This window comes from Curtobacterium sp. VKM Ac-1393, from assembly GCF_015350995.1.
Taxonomy (GTDB): Bacteria; Actinomycetota; Actinomycetes; order Actinomycetales; family Microbacteriaceae; genus Curtobacterium.
In genome coordinates, this window is sequence record NZ_JADKRW010000001.1 from 463191 (window position 1) to 480471 (window position 17281).

General features: G+C 71.9%; 17 protein-coding genes. 9 read left to right on the forward strand and 8 right to left on the reverse strand.

Annotated features, from left to right (window positions below; genetic code table 11):
* Complete coding sequence (locus ITJ59_RS02180) at positions 1–2139, reverse strand: MMPL family transporter (RefSeq protein ID WP_194649494.1); 2139 nt, start codon at positions 2137–2139, stop codon at positions 1–3.
* 100 nt (positions 2140–2239) lie between these two features.
* Here ITJ59_RS02180 and ITJ59_RS02185 point away from each other — a divergent pair, with 100 nt between their 5' ends.
* Positions 2240–2653 (forward strand): MarR family winged helix-turn-helix transcriptional regulator, encoded by a 414-nt coding sequence (locus ITJ59_RS02185; RefSeq protein WP_194649495.1) that lies wholly within the window; start codon positions 2240–2242, stop codon positions 2651–2653.
* Positions 2654–2732: 79 nt separating this feature from the next.
* Positions 2733–3767, forward strand: a complete 1035-nt coding sequence (locus ITJ59_RS02190) for an LCP family protein (protein WP_194649496.1) — start codon at positions 2733–2735, stop codon at positions 3765–3767.
* A 96-nt stretch (positions 3768–3863) separates the two neighbouring features.
* Here ITJ59_RS02190 and ITJ59_RS19520 read toward each other — a convergent pair whose 3' ends face one another.
* The 6 genes from ITJ59_RS19520 to ITJ59_RS02220 all read right to left on the reverse strand — a co-directional run bounded on the left by ITJ59_RS19520 (position 3864) and on the right by ITJ59_RS02220 (position 9012).
* Positions 3864–4568 (reverse strand): transglycosylase family protein, encoded by a 705-nt coding sequence (locus ITJ59_RS19520; protein WP_194649497.1) that lies wholly within the window; start codon positions 4566–4568, stop codon positions 3864–3866.
* A 302-nt stretch (positions 4569–4870) separates the two neighbouring features.
* Positions 4871–6022, reverse strand: coding sequence for a 23S rRNA (uracil(747)-C(5))-methyltransferase RlmC (gene rlmC, locus ITJ59_RS02200; protein WP_194649498.1), 1152 nt, complete (start codon positions 6020–6022; stop codon positions 4871–4873).
* A gap of 7 nt (positions 6023–6029) precedes the next feature.
* Positions 6030–6908, reverse strand: a complete 879-nt coding sequence (locus ITJ59_RS02205) for an SMP-30/gluconolactonase/LRE family protein (RefSeq protein WP_194649499.1) — start codon at positions 6906–6908, stop codon at positions 6030–6032.
* A 37-nt stretch (positions 6909–6945) separates the two neighbouring features.
* Positions 6946–7566 (reverse strand): DedA family protein, encoded by a 621-nt coding sequence (locus tag ITJ59_RS02210; RefSeq protein ID WP_194649500.1) that lies wholly within the window; start codon positions 7564–7566, stop codon positions 6946–6948.
* 67 nt (positions 7567–7633) lie between these two features.
* Complete coding sequence (locus ITJ59_RS19525; RefSeq protein WP_194649501.1) at positions 7634–8293, reverse strand: FadR/GntR family transcriptional regulator; 660 nt, start codon at positions 8291–8293, stop codon at positions 7634–7636.
* Positions 8290–9012 carry an SDR family oxidoreductase gene (locus ITJ59_RS02220; protein ID WP_228510756.1) on the reverse strand — a complete coding sequence of 241 codons (723 nt, stop codon included), beginning with the start codon at positions 9010–9012 and terminating at the stop codon, positions 8290–8292. The genes ITJ59_RS19525 and ITJ59_RS02220 overlap by 4 nt, the downstream gene beginning before the upstream one ends.
* 45 nt (positions 9013–9057) lie before the next feature.
* On the opposite strand from ITJ59_RS02220, the gene ITJ59_RS02225 reads away from it, so the two are divergent.
* A complete protein-coding gene (locus ITJ59_RS02225) occupies positions 9058–9807 on the forward strand; it encodes an SDR family NAD(P)-dependent oxidoreductase (RefSeq protein ID WP_194649502.1) in 750 nt (249 codons plus the stop codon).
* A gap of 6 nt (positions 9808–9813) precedes the next feature.
* Here the strand turns inward: ITJ59_RS02225 and ITJ59_RS02230 are convergent, their stop codons facing one another.
* Complete coding sequence (locus ITJ59_RS02230; protein WP_228510758.1) at positions 9814–10230, reverse strand: MarR family winged helix-turn-helix transcriptional regulator; 417 nt, start codon at positions 10228–10230, stop codon at positions 9814–9816.
* Between the two features lie 72 nt (positions 10231–10302).
* Here ITJ59_RS02230 and ITJ59_RS02235 point away from each other — a divergent pair, with 72 nt between their 5' ends.
* The 6 genes from ITJ59_RS02235 (at position 10303) to ITJ59_RS02260 (ending at position 17277) form a co-directional block, all read left to right on the forward strand.
* Positions 10303–11247: a zinc-binding dehydrogenase gene (locus ITJ59_RS02235; RefSeq protein WP_194649503.1), complete on the forward strand. Its 945-nt coding sequence runs from the start codon at positions 10303–10305 to the stop codon at positions 11245–11247.
* A gap of 109 nt (positions 11248–11356) precedes the next feature.
* A complete protein-coding gene (locus ITJ59_RS02240) occupies positions 11357–14263 on the forward strand; it encodes a Na+/H+ antiporter subunit A (RefSeq protein ID WP_194649504.1) in 2907 nt (968 codons plus the stop codon).
* Positions 14260–14670 (forward strand): Na(+)/H(+) antiporter subunit C, encoded by a 411-nt coding sequence (locus tag ITJ59_RS02245; protein ID WP_194649505.1) that lies wholly within the window; start codon positions 14260–14262, stop codon positions 14668–14670. Before ITJ59_RS02240 ends, ITJ59_RS02245 begins: the two co-directional genes overlap by 4 nt.
* Complete coding sequence (locus ITJ59_RS02250; protein WP_194649506.1) at positions 14667–16358, forward strand: Na+/H+ antiporter subunit D; 1692 nt, start codon at positions 14667–14669, stop codon at positions 16356–16358. The genes ITJ59_RS02245 and ITJ59_RS02250 overlap by 4 nt, the downstream gene beginning before the upstream one ends.
* A complete protein-coding gene (locus tag ITJ59_RS02255; RefSeq protein WP_194649507.1) occupies positions 16355–16939 on the forward strand; it encodes a Na+/H+ antiporter subunit E in 585 nt (194 codons plus the stop codon). Before ITJ59_RS02250 ends, ITJ59_RS02255 begins: the two co-directional genes overlap by 4 nt.
* Positions 16936–17277, forward strand: a complete 342-nt coding sequence (locus tag ITJ59_RS02260) for a sodium:proton antiporter (RefSeq protein WP_194649508.1) — start codon at positions 16936–16938, stop codon at positions 17275–17277. The genes ITJ59_RS02255 and ITJ59_RS02260 overlap by 4 nt, the downstream gene beginning before the upstream one ends.
* Positions 17278–17281: the final 4 nt, after the last annotated feature.

Sequence of the window (17281 nt, forward strand, 5' to 3'; positions counted from 1 at the left end):
TCACATGTGATGGTTCGCGCGCGAGAGGCGCGACGGCCACCACGCGCGACGGCCGAGGTCGTACGCGATCGCCGGCACGAGCAGCGAACGGACCACGATCGTGTCGAGCATGACGCCGAACGCCACCACGAACGCGATCTGCACGAGGAACAGGATCGGGATGACGCCGAGCGCCGCGAACGTCGCCGCGAGCACCACGCCGGCCGAGGTGATGACGCCGCCGGTGACGCCGAGCCCGCGCAGGACCCCCTCGTGCGGACCGTGCTGCAACGCCTCTTCCCGCACACGGGTCATGAGGAAGATGTTGTAGTCCACCCCGAGCGCGACGAGGAACACGAACGAGTACAGCGGGACGCTCGGGTCCGCGCCGGGGAAGTGGAACACGTGGTCGAACACGAGCGCGCCGACACCGAGGGCCGCGGCGAACGACACGATCACGCTGCCGATGAGCACGAGCGGGGCAACGATGCTGCGGAGCAGGAGCATCAGGATGAGCAGGATCACGACGAGCACCACGGGGATGATCAGGGTGCGGTCGCGGATGCCGGTGTCGTTCGTGTCGACGGCCGTCGCGGTGACGCCGCCGACGACCGCGCCGGGGTCGACTCGTTCCACCGCGGTGCGGAGGTCGCGGACGGTCTGTTCGGCCGCGTCCGAGTCGGCCGGGTCGGACAGGGTGACCTCGAGCAGGACGTCCCCGCGCGAGACGGTGGGGTCGGTGGCGGTGCCCGACGAGGCGGCGGCGCCCGTGGCCGGGTCGCTCGTCACGGGTACGGTGCCGGACGGGGCGTCCTTCGCGGCGGCCACGACCCCGTCGACACCGTGGACCGCCGTGATCGCGTCGACCAGGCCGTCGAGGTCGCGCTCCGACCCGATCACCTGCGCCGGGCTGCCGGAGCCACCCGGGAAGTGGTCGGCGAGCACGTTCTGCCCGTCGCGCGCCTGCGAGGCCCCGATGACCAGGTCGCTCTGCGGGACCCCGTCGGCCTTGAGCCCGACCAAGCCGGTGCCCATCGCGAGCAACCCCACCGTGCAGACGATCCGCACCACCCGTGAGCGCTTGGCGACGAGCCGACCGACCCGGGCCCAGACACCGCGGGCGTCCGTACCGGTGAGCACCGGGTGCGCGCTGCCGTACGCGGGACGGAGCGGCCAGAACGCGGCACGGCGGAACGCGAGCAGCAGGGCTGGCAGCAGCGACAGGGCGGCGAGCAGGCTGAACGCGATGCCGATCGCCGCGACCGGGCCGAGCGCCTTGTTCGAGTTGAGGTCCGAGAGCAGCAGGCAGAGCACGCCCACGATGACGGTGCCGCCGGAGGCCAGGATCGGCTCGAGACTCCCGCGGAGCGCGGCCTTCGTCGCACCCCAGCCGGTGCGGTGGTCGCGCAGTGCCTCGCGGAACCTGGCGGTGTACAGCAGGGCGTAGTCCGTCGCCGCGCCGATCACCAGGATCGACAGGATGCCCTGCACCTGGCCGTTCACGGTGACGATGCCGGCCTTCGCGAGCCACCACACCACGAGGATCGAGGCGCACAGGGCGAAGGTCGCGGTGCCGAGCACGAGGATCGGCAGGAGCGGTGACCGGTAGACGATGATCAGGATCACGAAGACCGCGGCGAGCGCCACCCCGAGCAGCAGGCCGTCGATTCCCGCGAACGCCTCGGTCAGGTCTGCGGTGAACCCGGCCGGCCCGGTGACGTACCCGGAGACGCCGCTGGGCAGCTCGGCGTCGACGTCGGCGCGGATCGCCTCGACGGCGTCGCCGGTGTCCGCGGCAGCGGTGAGGGTCGCGACGATCTCGACCGCGTCGCCGTCCTCGCTCGGGATCACCGGGCTGACGGACTCGACGTCGTCACGGTCGCCGAGCCGCGTGGTGAGGTCCTTCGCCGCGCTGAGGTCGGACGACGACATCCCGCCGTCGCGCTCGAGCACGACGATCGCGGGCGCGCCCGACTCCTGCCGGAACTCCGAGGCCCGCTCCTGCACCTTCGTGGCGTCGGCCGAGGCCGGCAGGAACGAGGTCTGGTCGTTGGTCGAGACCTCGGAGATCTTGCCGAAGTACGGACCACCGACGGCGGCGATCGCGAGCCAGACCACGATGACGAGCGCGGGGAGGACGATGCGGAGGAAGCGGGACACGTCGGCGAGCGTACACCGATCGTCAGCATGCTGATTACTAGACGTGCGCGACGCCGACCGCGACGCCGACTGGGACAGCTGTCGACCGTAGACTGCGCCCATGGACGACACGACCGAGCAGTGGCCGCTCGGACGCCTGCTGTCGGCCGCCGCACGCTCGGTCGAACGGGACTGGGACGAACGACTGCGCGCCATCGGGCTGCCGCACGCGGCGCTCATCGCGGTCGACATCCTGATCCGCACGGGCCCCACCGGTGCCGACACGATCGCCCGCACGGCACGGGTCCAGCCGCAGACGATGTCGCGCACGCTCGAGCGGATGGAGCGGGACGGCCTGGTCGAGCGGACCCCACACCCGGCCGATCGACGCCGGCGCCTCGTCACCGTGACCGACCACGGGCGTCGGGCCTGGGAGACCGCTCGGCACATCGAGCGCGAGGTCCTGCCGGACGACCCCGCACTCCGGGCCGCCCTCAGCGCGCTCCTCGGCAAGTCGTCGCGAACCGAACGGTGACACCCTGTACTTGAAATACCACATGCGATAGGATCGATCGGTCGGTGGCACGGCCGACCCGAATCCGCAGGAGTTCCGCATGTCCGAACGACGGGCGGCCCGTCAGGCCGCCGAGACCGCAGCCCGGACCGCGCGCCGCCCGAAGCGCCGACGCCCCTTCCTCGTCGCCCTTCTCGCGACGATCGGCTCGCTCGTGGGCGTCGCCACCGTGATCGCCGTCGTCGCGAGCATCTTCGTCGGGGGCCTCGCTCGGAGCTTCGATGCGCACACCGACACCATCACCGATGCCTTCCCTGGCGGCGAACGCCCCTCGCCGACCGACGGTGCGGAGAACATCCTGCTGATCGGCTCGGACCGGCGACCGAGTGGCGATGCCGACCGGACCGCGGGCGGACGATCCGACACCCTGATGCTCGCGCACATCCCCGCCGACCGGCAGGCCGTGTACCTCATGTCGATCATGCGTGACTCGTGGGTCGACGTCCCCGGTCACGGGAACGCCAAGATCAACGCCGCGTACTCGTGGGGCGGGATCCCGCTCACCGTGCAGACCGTCGAGCAGCTGCTCGACGTCCGCATCGACCACGTCGCCGAGATCGACTTCGCGGGGTTCAAGGGCATGACCGACGCCCTGGGCGGCGTCACGGTCGACTCCAGCCAGGCGTTCTCCGCGCGCGGCCACGACTTCGTCGCCGGAGCCAACCGGCTCGACGGCGACGCCGCACTGGCCTTCGTCCGCGAGCGGTACGCCTTCGCCGACGCCGACCACACCCGCGTGCGGAACCAGCAGGCGTTCATGCGCGGGGTCGTGGGCGGGCTGCTCTCACGCGGCACGATCACGAACCCCGGCCGCATCCAGGACTTCGTCACCGCGACGAGCGAGTACCTCGCCGTCGACGCCGGGCTCACGTTCCCGAAGCTGGTCGGTCTCGGGTGGTCGCTCCGCGACGTCCGGACCGACGACCTCCGCACGTTCACGGTGCCGACGGCCGGCTCCGGCACATCGCCGGACGGCCAGTCGTACGTCACCCTCAACGACCTGACGGTCCGGTCGCTGTCCCAGGCGCTCCGCTCCGACGACGTCGCAGGGTGGCTGGCCACCGCCGACCGCTAGCACCGCCCCGCCCCGCACCGTGCGCACCCGCGCCACGCACGACGACGCCCCGCGACCGAGGTCGCGGGGCGTCGTCGTGTTGGGCCTGTGGAACGATCAGGCGGGGAGCTGCAGCTCCTGGCCCGCGTAGATCAGGTTCGCGTCGTCGATGGTCGACGTGTTCGCGGCCCAGAGCTTCTTCCAGCCACCGTCGATCTTGAGCTTCGTCGCGATGGTGTCGAGCGTGTCGCCCGACGCGATCGTGTACGTCTTGCCGCTCGTCTTCACGGCGGCCGGCTTGCTCGGGGTCGAAGCAGCCGGTGCGGCGGTCGCGGCCTTCGGAGCAGCCTGCTCGGGCGCCGCCTGCTGCGGTGCGGCCTGCTGCGGGGCAGCCGGGGCCGGGGCGGCCTGCTGCGTCGGAGCCGGAGCCGCGGGGGCTGCCGGAGCCGGAGCAGCGGCGGCCGGTGCTGCACCGGTCGTGCCGCTCAGCCCGAGCTTGGCCGAGCAGGCGGGCCAGGCGCCCCAACCCTGCGAGGCGAGGACGCGCTCGGCGACGGCGATCTGGGCCTCGCGGCTCGCGCCGGCCGGGCTGCCGACACCGCCGTTCGCCTGCCAGGTGCCGAGGTTGAACTGCAGGCCGCCGTAGTAGCCGTTGCCGGTGTTGATGGCCCAGTTGCCGCCGGACTCGCACTGCGCGAGGGCGTCCCAGGTCGAGCCGGACGCAGCGTTCGCGGGGGTTGCCGCGAGGCCGACACCGGTCGCGGCGATGCCGGCGAACGCGAGGCCGCCGACGATGGTGCGGGTGCGGGAAAGCTTCTTCATGTGATTGCTCCACCGGGGTCACGAGCCGCTTCGAACGCGGAATCCACTGCCCACCCCGACCGATCGCGGTCAGTTGTGGGGTGCGCCACCGGGGGCAGTGGTCATCGGGCCGGCGGCACCTCGGTCGGCAACCATAGGAAACTCTTCACCGTTATCAAACCGAGACAAACGGTTCTACCCGTTGGTGCTATGTACCCCGGAGGTGAACCTGTACGCCGCGATGCCCATGGCCATGGCCATCGACCCGTACCCGGGTACGTCACCTTGGCAATTCCCTGGCAATGCCGACCGGGAGGCCCGGATCACGCCCGCGACAGCAGGGTCACGGCCTCGAGATGGCCGGTCTGGGGGAACATGTCGAGCACGCGTGCGCGGCGGAGCCGGAACGACGGCATGCGCGCCAGGTCCTTCGCCAGGGTCACCGGGTTGCAGCTCGAGTAGACGACGTGCTGGACGTCGGACTCCTCGAGCCAGGTCGCCAGCGTCTCGCCGATCCCCCGCCGTGGCGGGTTCACCAGAACGAGCTCGGGCACCGCGTCGGGTCGGGCCCGGAGTGCGTGCTCGGTGGCGTCGTCCGCGGCGAACCGCAGGCCCTCGAGTCCGGCCTCGCGCGCGGACTGCTTCGCCGACCGGATCGCCTCGGCGCTCGTCTCGATGCCCGTCACCGCTCGACCGGGTCGTGCGGCGTGCAGGGCGAACCCGCCGACGCCGCAGTACAGGTCCCACATCGAGGCCGGGTCGATCTCGTCGATCCACGCCGAGGCCTGCGCGTACAGCTCGGTGGCGACGCCGGTGTTCGTCTGGAAGAAGCTCTGCGGCCGCAGGTGCATCGTGATCCCGCCGAGGCGCATCGGCAGCGTCTCCTGGTCGGTGAGCACGATCTCGCGGTCACCCTCGGTGACGGCCTTGTGCTCGGGCAGCAGGTTCGCCGTGACGACCACGACGTTCGGCAGGACCTCGTGCAGCGCACCGAGGTGCTGTCGGAGCCGCGCCACCTGCCCCTCGGAGCGCAGGACGAACCGCACCATCAGTTCACCGTCGGGCGACTCGGTGACCAGCACGTACTTCAGCTCACCGCGACGGGCGGCGACGTCGTACGGGATCAGCCCGGCGGTGGTGACGAACTCGGCGAGCAGGGGCAGCGCGTGCTGGATGCCGGGCGTGCAGATGCCGCAGTGCCGCAGGTCGACGCCGCGCTGCCGGTGGTCGAGGATGCCGATCGTCGGGTGCTCGACCGACCCGCCGACGACCATCTTCGCCTTGTTCCGGTACCCCGACTCCGGGCTGGCGATCGCCGGGGACCACACGACGGCTCCGGGGCCGCCGGCCGCCTCGACGGCGTCGTGCAGGAGCTCGCGGGTGCGGAGTTCCTTGTCGAGGACCTGGTCGGCGTAGGGCTGCCCCATGAGCGTGCACGACCGGCACACCCCGCGGTCGAAGTAGTCGCACTGCATGGCCGAGTCAGGATACGGCAGCGTCCCACGTCGTCGTGGCGATCCGGTACACGGACGTCGTCGCGGTGATGAACACCGTCGTACCGTCGTCGCCGCCGAAACAGAAGTTCGAGACGACCTCGGGGACGGGGACCTCGCCGATCCGCTCGCCGGCCGGGTCGAACACGATCAGCCCGCGGTTCGAGGACGACCAGACGTCGCCGTGCACGTCGACCCGGATCCCGTCCGGTACTCCCTCGCCCGGCTCGAGCCGCGCGAACACCCGGCCGTTCTTCAGCAGGTCGCCGTCGTCGCCGCGGCGGTCGTAGGCCCGGATGACCGGCTCGTCACCGGACGAGCTCGCGATGTACAGGACCTGCTCCGACGGGTCGAAGGCCAGGCCGTTCGGCTCGTCGACGTCGGTCGCGACGGGTCGCAGGTCCTCACCGTCGGGCCCGCAGCGGAACGTCCAGTGGTCGCCGTACTCGCGCACGCCCGGGTGTCCCTCACGCGGCTGGGTGATGCCGTAGGCCGGGTCGGTGAACCACACGCTCCCGTCGCGGGCGACCACGACGTCGTTCGGTGAGTTGAACCGCACGCCGGCCCAGGCGTCGACGATCGGCGTGACCACGCCGTCGCGGTCCCGTTCCACCCGCCGGAGCCCGTGCGAGCACTGGACGACGCTGCCGTCGCGGTCGAGCGTCCGTCCGTTGGTGAACTCGACGCCGTCGGCGTACGTGGACGTCGCGCCGGAGTCGGCGTGCCACTGCAGGATCCGGTCCCCCGGGATGTCCGACCACCGCAGCGTGCGGGTCGCGGGGATCCAGACAGGCCCCTCAGCCCAGGTGCTGTCGGTGGCGATGCGCTCGAGCGCGTCGGGGTCCGGTACGAGGTCGTCGAGCAACATGGGTTCTCCTTCGAACGGGGTGCCCACCCTACGTTCGTCAGGCCGCGGCCGCCGCCTCGCTCCGTCGTCGCACGGCCTTCTCGATCGCGGAGATCACGAGGCCGAGCAGGATCGACGCCACAACCGCGAGGGTCGTGACGAGGAAGGGCTGCTCACGGCTCCAGCGCCCGGTGGCCGAAGCGATGCCGACGCAGTACGCGGCCCACACGACGTCGGCGAGCACGCAGCTGACGAGGAACCGCCGGAGGTCGAGACCGCTGTCCGCGCCGACCAGGTTCGTCGTCAACCGGCCCATCGGGATGAAGCGTCCGAGCACCGCGATGCGCCCGGGAGCAGCACGGTAGCGGCCGTCGATGGCGTCCCGCGCCGCGCGGACCTTCGGACGGGCGAACCACGACCTCGAGCCGAGGTCGACCGACCGCGCCAGCTGGTACAGCCCGAGGTCGCCGAGGACCATGCCGATGGAGGCCGCGACGACGAGGAAGAGGACCGGCAGGAGACCGCCGTCACCGCCCACCAGGAGCGTGCCGATCGCGACGACGAGTGCCTGGCTGGGCAGGAAGACCGCGACACTGCCCACGGCGAGCACGAGGCCGACCACGAAGAACGCCCACGGGGTACCGACGAGCTGGACGACCAGGTCCTGTGCTGCGTCCACGACTCACCCTCCACGGGCACCGGAGGGGCGCGCCGGGGTTCATCTTCGCAGGTCCGGCGCGCTCCGCTCACGTGCGGTCGACGATCGCTCGCATCGTGGCGGCCGCCTCGTCCGGGCGACCGTCGAGGACGGCATCGGCCAGTGCGAGGTGCAGGCCGACGTCGTGGCGGTCCGGGCGGATGCTCCCGCGTTCGCGCAGCACCTGGCCGACGACCTGGTGCAGGCGTCGGTAGAGCGCGTTGCCGGACAGGTCGAGCACGAGCGCGTGGAACCGCACGTCCGCGATCACGAAGTCGAGGCGGTCGTCGCCGGTCGCGGCGGCGGCGAGCTCGTCCGCGGTGGTGCGGAGGGCCTCCCGTCGGTCCGCGCACTCGTCGAGCGCTGCCCGCCGGGCTGCTGCGGCAGCGGCGGCGGGCTCGACCGCCGCACGCAGCTCGCGGAGCTCGAGCGCCACGCGGTCGCCGTCGGGACCCCGCAGCCGCCACCGCACCACGCGCGGGTCCAGGACGTCCCACTCCCGCACGCCGAGGACGGTCACGCCGACCCGACGACGCGCGGTGAGCAGGCCGAGGGCGACGAGGACGCGGACGGCCTCGCGGACGATGCTGCGACTGGCGCCCGTCCAGGCCACCAGGTCGTCGACGCTCCGGCGGCTGCCCACCGCGACCTCACCGGAGACGACGGCGGCACCGACCTGGTCGAGGACCCGCTCGAAGGTGCTCGTCACCGCTGCGAGACCGGCGACAGCACGAGCTCGTCGATGCGCACGTGCGCCGGCGCCCCGAGCACGAAGGCGACCGTCCGCCCGACGTCATCCGGCTGGAGCATGCGCTGCCGGGCGGCCGCGTCGGGGACCTCCGGCCGCTGGTCGAGGAAGTCGGTCGCGACGTCACCGGGGCACAGGTGCGTCGCGCGCACGCCGTGGGGCGCCTCCTGCTGGTTGAGGCTCCGGACGACGGACCCGAGCGCGGTCTTCGACGCCGAGTACGCGACCCCCGCACCGGGCTGGAAGGACCAGCCGGCGTAGGACGAGACCACGACGACCACCCCGCCGGACCCGCGCAGTGCCGGCAGCGCGGCGTCCACCAGCGTGACGACGGCGGTGAGGTTCGTGTCCACGATCGCGCGGAAGTCGGTCAGCGACTGGTCGTCCCACCGGCGTCGCGGGGCGTTGAGCCCGGCCGCCAGCACGAGCCCGTCGAGCCGGCCGTGCCGCTCGAGCACGGTGTCCCGCGCGGCTGCGACGGCGTCGGGGTCGTTCGCGTCGAGGGGCAGGACGTCCGCGGTTCCGCCGGTGTCCCGGATGGCACCAGCGACCTGCTCGAGCCGGTCGGCACGGCGTCCGCTGAGCACCACGGCCCAGCCGTCCCGAGCCGCCGCCTCGGCGCTCGCGGCTCCCACGCCGCTGCCGCCACCCGTGACCCAGAGCACACGCTGATCCGTCATGCTCGAATAGTATGCCTATTCAAGGCACCAACGACAGGAGCAACGATGCACCTCGACCTGACCGACCGCGTGGTGGTCGTGACCGGAGCAGCACGCGGGATCGGGCGCACGCTCGCCGACCGCTTCGTCGCCGAGGGCTGCCGCGTCGTCGCCCTCGACCTGGCCTTCGAGCCCGACTTCCCGCTCGACCACGTCGTGTGCAACGTCGCCGACCCGGTGTCCGTCCAGGCCGCCGTCGACGAGGTCGTCACCCGCCACGGCACGATCGACGTGCTCGTGAACAACGCCGGCATCAACGTCGAGGGCACCGTCGCCGAGCTGCAGTGGGACGCCTGGCGCCGGTGCATGGACGTCAACCTCGGCGGCACCTTCCTGATGAGCCAGGCCGTCGCGCCGGTGATGCAGACCGCGGGGCGGGGGCGGATCATCAACGCCGCCTCGTTCGCCGCCATCGTGCCGAGTGTCGGCAGCGCTGCCTACGCGGCGTCGAAGGCAGCGGTCGTCTCGTTCACCCGGGTGCTCGCATCGGAGCTCGGACCGTGGGACATCACCGTCAACGCGTACGCGCCGGGCATGGTCCCGACGGCGATGAACGGGTTCGCGACGATGCCGACCGAAGCCCAGGACCGCCTGCTCGACACCCTGTCGCTCCGCCGGTGGGAGACCGCGGACGACGTCGCCGACCTGCTCGTCTTCGTGGCGAGCGATGCCTCGGGCTACATCACCGGCTCCCTGCTCGACGTCTCCGGCGGCAAGCTCGCGACGCAGATCCCGTCGCGCGCCCACGGTCGCTGACGCAGCTCAGCGCAGCATCTGCTCCAACAGCGCGTGCAGCTGCCGCCGATCCCGCTCCGGCAACCGCGCGGTGAGCGGGAGCAGTGCGTCGCGGATCGCACCCTCGAGCGAGCGCGCCACCTCGAGGCCGGCGTCGGTGATCACGACGTCCACCGCACGGGCGTCGTCGGCGTTCGGCTGTCGTGCGAGCAGCCCCTTCTTCTCCGCGCGCGCCACCAGCCCGGTCATCGTCGACTTCTCGAGCCCCAGGTACTGCGCCAGGTCGCCGATGCGCAGTCGACGGTCGCGCAGGATCGCGAGGACCCGCAGTTGCGTCAGGGACAGCCCCGCGTCGGCCGCGAGCCCGGTCAGCGGCCCCATCGTCCGGAAGGCGGCCTCGCCCAGGGCATCAACGAGCTGCTCGTCCTCGGTCATCTCCCGCATGCGCCCAGCGTAGTTGACTCATTTCGCATCACGAACTACTTTGTTCGTATAACGAATCAAATGGAGGACACCATGCACGCAGCAGTCGTCACCGAGTTCGGCCACGTCCCGACCTGGCAGGCATTCGACGAGCCGATCCCGGCCGCCGGAGAGGTCGTGGTCGACCTCATCGCCGCCGGCCTGCACCCGCGGGTCCGCTCCCAGGCCGACGGATCGCACTACACGAGCGAGGGCGCACTCCCCCTGGTCCCCGGCGTCGACGGCGTCGCCCGGTTCCCCGACGGCACGATCCGCTACGTCGCCGTCGCGAGCGACACCCGCGGCACCATGGCCGAGCGCGTCGCGGTCGACCCGCGGGCGAGCGTCGTGCTGCCCGCCGGTGCCGACCCGGTCGCCGTGGCCGCCGGTGTGAACCCGGTGCTGTCGTCGTGGGTGGCCCTGCGCCGGCGGATCGTCTTCGCCCCGGGCAGCCGCGTCCTCGTGCTCGGCGCGACCGGTGCCTCGGGCACCGCGGCGGTGCAGGTGGCGAAGCACCTCGGTGCCGCACACGTCGTCGCGAGCGGGCGCAACACCGAGCGGTTGGCGGCACTCACCGCCCTCGGCGCCGACGTCGTGCTGCCGTTGACCGACCTCGACGCCCTCGGCGCTGCGGCAGCCGACGTCGACGTGGTCATCGACTACGTCTGGGGCCAGCCCGCAGCGGACGTGATGCGCGCCGTCGTCACCGCCCGCAGCGAACCGGGCCGCCGACTCGACTGGATCGCGATCGGTTCCACCGCGGGCCACGAAGCCGCGATCCCCTCCGCGGCACTGCGCGCCTCGGGCCTGACGATCGTCGGCAGCGGGCAGGGATCGGTCGGGCGGGCCGGGTTCGTCGCCGAGCTCCCGGGCATCGTCAGTGCGATCGCGGACGGCACCGTCCGGGTGGACGCGACGGCCGTGCGGATGGCGGACGTCGAGGCGACGTGGGCCGGACAGCCCGGCGCCGGCGCAGGCAGAGTGGTGTTCACAGTGTGAACCGAGCGCGAGCAGGCTGTCCGGTCGCACAGGTTCTCCACATGCCGCTCTTCGTAGGCTGTGAGGGCCCAGTGAGCCGGACTGCAGCCCGACCCCGAGGAGGTGCCCGATGGTCCTCGTCGCGTTCGCGATCGTCGCCCTGATCGTCCCCGCCCTGACCCCTGTCCTCGGCCACCGCGTGTTCTACGTCGCTGCCCTCGCGCCCGCGGCCGCCGCCGTGCTGACGGTGCTGCAGACGGACGCGGCGCTGCACGGCAGCGTCGTCGAACGGCACCGGTGGGTCCCGCAGCTCGACCTCGAGATCACGTTGCGGATGGACGCCCTGTCGTGGGTGCTCGCGCTCGTGGTGTCGATCGTCGGGGCCCTCGTGCTCGTCTACTGCGCCTCGTACTTCGGGCGCGACGAACCGGGGATCGGCCGGTTCGCGGGCGTGCTGACCGCGTTCGCCGGGTCGATGTTCGGGCTCGTCCTCGCCGACGACGTCATCGTGCTCTTCGTCCTGTGGGAAGCCACCACGGTCTTCTCGTACCTGCTCATCGGGCACGACGCCGACAAGCGCGCGAGCCGGGCCGCCGCGATGCAGGCGCTCGTCGTCACCACCGCGGGTGGCCTGGCGATGCTCGCCGGCCTGGTGATGCTGTCCGTCGCGGCGGGCACGACCTCGCTCTCCGGCATCATCGCCGCTCCGCCCACCGGGCCCATCGTGACCGTCTCGGTGATCCTCGTGCTGCTCGGTGCGCTGACCAAGTCGGCGATCGTGCCGTTCCACTTCTGGTTGCCCGCCGCGATGGCCGCCCCCACCCCGGTCAGCGCGTACCTGCACGCCGCGGCGATGGTGAAGGCCGGCATCTACCTCGTCGCCCGGCTCGCCCCGGCGTTCGCGCTGCTCGACGGCTGGCGCGAGACCATCACAGTCCTCGGCGTCCTCGGCATGCTCATCGGCGGGTACCGAGCGCTCCGCCAGACCGACCTGAAGCTCCTGCTCGCCTACGGCACCGTCGCGCAGCTCGGGTTCCTCGTGCTCGCCGCCGGCTGGGGTGCTCCTGCGGTGGCCCTCGGCGGGGTCGCCCTGCTCGTGGCGCACGCGGCGTTCAAGTCCACGCTCTTCCTGGTCGTCGGCGCGATCGACCACACCACCGGCACGCGCGACCTCGGGCGGCTGAGCGGCCTCGGCCGCAAGGCGCCGTGGCTGGCCGTCGTGGCCGCCCTCGCGCTCGTGTCGATGGCCGGCATCCCGCCGACGATCGGCTTCGTCGCGAAGGAAGCCGTGCTCACCGGCTTCACCGAGTCGCTGCACGGCCCCGACGCCGGGTGGGCCTGGTTCGCCCTGGTCGGCGTGACGCTCGGGTCGATCCTCACGGTGGCGTACTCGCTCCGCTTCTTCTGGGGAGCGTTCGCCCGCAAGCCCGGCGTGCCCCAGGCGGAACCCCACGCCCTGCACGGCCTCGGTGTCGTGCCGTCGATCCTGGCCCTCACCGGCCTCGCGCTCGGGCTGCTCACCCCGGTGGTCGCGCACGGCATCGAGCCCGCGGCCACCGCAGCCGCCCTGTCCGGCGAGGCCGTCCCGCACCTCGCGCTCTGGCACGGCCTCGAACCGGCCCTCGGGATCTCGGCCCTGACCCTGGTCGGCGGTCTCGCACTGTTCGCCCTGCGCCGTCCGGTCGAAGCCCTGCAGCACCGACTCGCCGGGTCCCCGAGCGCCTCGGGCACGTACCGGCACCTCATGCGCGGGCTCGACCGCTTCGCGACGGGTCTCACCGCCGGTGTCCAGCGCGGTTCGCTCCCCTACTACCTGACGGTGATCCTGTCGGTGTTCGTCGCCGGGGCCCTCGCGAACCTGGTGCTCGGCGGACCGTGGGAGTTCCACGTCCGGTTCTCGGACTCGTGGGGCCAGATCCCGGTCGTCATCGTGATGTCCGTCGGCGCCATCGCCGTCCTCACCGCGAAGACCCGCTTCGCCGCCGCCGTCCTGGTGGGCGTGACCGGCTACGGCATGTCCGTGCTGTTCGTCCTGCACGGCGCCGTCGACCTCGCCCTCACGCAGCTCGTGGTCGAGACCGTGACCCTCATCGCGTTCGTCCTGGTGCTCCGGCGCCTCCCCCCGAAGATCGCCACGACGAACCCGAGCCGCTTCCGTATCGTCCGGGCCCTGTTCGCGGGGCTGGCCGGCCTCACCCTGGCGATCGTCGTCATCGTCGCGGCCTCCGCACGCACCGCCGACCCGATCTGGCCGGACCTGCCGGCGCTCACGAGCTCGTTCGGTCACGGCCTCAACGTCGTGAACGTCGCCCTCGTCGACCTGCGCGGCTGGGACACCCTCGGGGAGCTCACCGTCGTCGTCGCCGCGGCCACGGGTGTCGCGAGCCTGATCTTCGTGAACTCGCGCGAGGACACGCTGCCGCGCCTCCGCGACCTGCCCGAGACCCTGACGGCCGACGGTCAGCGCACCGACGGCGAGCCCCGCGCCTGGCTGCCGACCAGCGCCGCGATCCCGACCGGCCGCTCGGCGCTCCTGGACGTGGTCGTGCGGCTGCTGTTCCACGGCCTCATCGTGCTGTCGGTGTACCTGCTGTTCGCCGGGCACAACGCGGCCGGCGGCGGCTTCGCCGGCGGCCTCGTCGCCGGCATCGCGCTGGCGGCCCGCTACCTGGCGGGCGGCCCGGCCGAGCTCGGGGCGGCCGCCCCGGTCCGGGCCGGTCGACTGCTCGGGCTCGGTGTCGCGACGGCAGCGATCACCGCGATCGTGCCGCTGTTCTTCGGCCGCGAAGCCCTGTACTCGGAGTTCTTCGAGGCGACCGTCCCGATCCTCGGCCACGTCGAGTTCGTCACCGCCACGTTCTTCGACATCGGCGTCTACCTGGTCGTCGTCGGCCTGGTGCTCGACGTCCTCCGCAGCCTCGGCGCCGAGGTCGACCGGCAGCGCCTCGAGGACGCCGGAGCGCCCGTCCGCGACACCACCGAGGGGTCCGTCCGCGACGCCCTCGAGGCCCCCACCCCCGAAGGGAGCGCCACGTGACCGTCACCCTCGTCCTCGTGATCGCGATGGCCGTGCTGTTCTCCTGCGGCGTCTACCTGCTGCTCGAACGGTCCCTGACCCGGATGCTGCTCGGCTTCCTGCTGCTCGGCAACGCCCTGAACCTGCTCCTGCTGGTGATGTCCGGCGCGGCCGGCAACCCGCCGATCGGCAAGTCCGCCGAGGGCATCACCGACCCGCTGCCCCAGGCCTTCGCGCTCACCGCGATCGTGATCACCTTCGCCGTCAGTGCGTTCCTCCTCGCCCTCATCCACCGCTCCTGGCAGCTGTCCCGCGCCGACGAGGTCGCGGTCGACGAAGCCGACGTCGCCATCGGCCGCGAGCGCGACGAGCCGGCGGACGAAGACCCGGAGACCACCACCGACGCAGAACAGGAGGCGACCCGATGACCTGGCTCGTCCCGCTCCTCGTCCTCGTCCCACTCCTCGGCGCCGCCGTCGCACTCGGGCTGCTCCGGCACCAGAAGCTGCAGCGGGCGATCACCGTCGTGGTGCTCGTCGTCGCCCTGGCCGTCGCCGCGACCCTCATGGTGCTCGTCGACCACCACGGCACGATCGTCGTGCAGGTCGGCGGGTGGGACGCCCCGTACGGCATCTCGCTCGTGGTCGACCGGCTGAGCGCCCTCCTCCTCACCGTGAGCGCGAGCGTGCTCCTCATCGTCCTGCTGTTCTCGATCGGCCAGGGGCTCGCGGCCGACGACGGTGAAGCCCCGGTCACGATCTTCTACCCGACCTACCTCGTGCTGGCCGCGGGGGTGCTCGACTCGTTCATCGCCGGCGACCTCTTCAACCTCTACGTGGCGTTCGAGATGCTGCTCGTGGCGAGCTACGTCCTCATCACCCTGGGCGGCAGCGAGCAGCGCGTGCGGGCCGGCACCACCTACATCGTCACGAGCCTGATCGCGTCGGCGATCTTCCTCGCCGCGATCGGCCTGGTGTACGGCGCGACCGGCACGGTCAACATCGCCCAGATCAGCGAGCGTGTCGCCGAGCTGCCCGAACACGTGCAACTGCTCCTGCACACGATGCTGCTCATCGGGTTCGGCATCAAGGCCGCCGTCTTCCCACTGGCGTTCTGGCTACCGGACTCGTACCCGACGGCTCCGGCCCCGGTCACCGCGGTCTTCGCCGGTCTGCTGACGAAGGTCGGCATCTACGCGATCATCCGCCTCGAGACGGTGATCTTCCCCGGGCCGCAGTTGAACACCGTGCTGCTCGTGGTGGCGGTGCTGACGATGGTCGTCGGGGTGCTCGGCGCGGTGTCCCAGACCGACGTGAAACGGTTGCTGTCCTTCACGCTCATCAGCCACATCGGCTTCATGGTGATGGGTGTCGGGCTCGGTACTGTCGCGGGGACGGCGGCCGCGGTCTTCTACACGGTGCACCACATCGTCGTGCAGACCACGCTGTTCCTGGTCTCCGGCCTGATGGAACGCGTCGGCGGGACCACGTCGACGCGGTCGCTCGGCGGGTTGTTGAAGGCCGCGCCGCTGCTGGCGGCGCTGTACTTGATCCCGGCGTTCAACCTGGGTGGCATCCCGCCGTTCTCCGGCTTCATCGGCAAGCTCGGGCTGTTCCGCGCCGCCGCCGAGGACGGCTCCCCCATGGCGTACGTCACGATCGCCGCCGGCGTGGTCACGTCGCTCCTCACGCTCTACGCGCTCATGCGCGTGTGGGACGCCGCCTTCTGGCGGCCGAAGCCCGCGGCCGAGGCCGCGGCACCGCACGCGACGACCGCCGAACCGCACGCCGCCCTGCGGTCGCCGGAACCCGCCCCCTTGACCGTCTCCGAGGAGACGGGTGAGGCCTTCCACCCGGGAGGCTCGGTGACGGTCACCGACGCACCCCACGCGAGCCGTGCCTCCCGTCCGACCACCGGGTCCACCGCGACGGCCGGCGAAGCGCCGACCAAGGTCCGGCTGCCCCGCATGCTCGTCGGCGTGACGACCGTCGCGGTCCTCGGATCCGTCGCCCTCACGATCGTCGCCGGCCCGCTCTACGGGTACGCGAGCCGCGCAGCGGAGTCGCTGGAGTCGCCGGACCGCTACGTGCAGGCCGTCCTCGGGGGTGAGCGGTGAACACCGACACCCGACACGTCGCGAACGCCCGCCGCATCGCGGTGGCGTGGCGCTACGACGTCCCGCTCGTCGCCGGGCTGACCGTCCTGTGGGCCCTGCTCTGGGGTTCTTGGACACCGCTGACCCTGCTGTGCGGCATCGTCGTGGCGCTCCTGGTGACCCAGGCGCTGCCGCTGCCACCGGTGCCACTGTCGACGCGGTTCTCGATCGTGCACGCCGTGCGGTTCCTCGTGGTGTGGTCCGGGCTCGTCGTCGCGGCCTCCTTCCGGGTCGCCTGGGTCGCGTTCCGCCCACGGGGCGTGCCACGCAGCTCGATCGTGCTCGTGCAGCTGCACACGACGTCCGAGATGACCTTCACGCTGGCGACCCTCGCGATCTCACTCGTGCCCGGGTCGTACGTGGCCGACGTCGACCTGCGTCGGCGCCGCCTGCTCGTGCACGTCCTGGACACCGAACGGATCGAACAGGTCGAACAGGAGCGCCGCATCGTGCTCCGGATCGAGGCGATGGTGATCCGGGCCCTCGGTTCGAAGCAAGACGTCTCCGAACTGTCGGGTCCCCGACCGGAGGTCACCCGATGAGCGCCGCCGTGGTCGTCATGGGGATCGGCATCGCCCTGGTCCTCGCGCTGCTCGGCGCCACCCTCGCGCTCGCGGTCTTCCGGATCGTGCGCGGGCCGACGATCCTCGACCGGATGATCGGCTCGGACATGGTCCTGACGACCGTGCTCGTGGTCATCGCCGCATCGATGGTGGTCCGGCGCGACCTCACCGGCATCCCCGTGCTCGTGGTGATCGCCGCGACCAGCGTGTTCGCCACCGTCGCCGTGGCCCGGGCGGTCACCCCCTCGGCGGACCCGTCGGACGAGGGGCTCACCGCCACCACCCCCGAGCGCGCAGCAGAAGAGGAGCAGTCGTGACCGA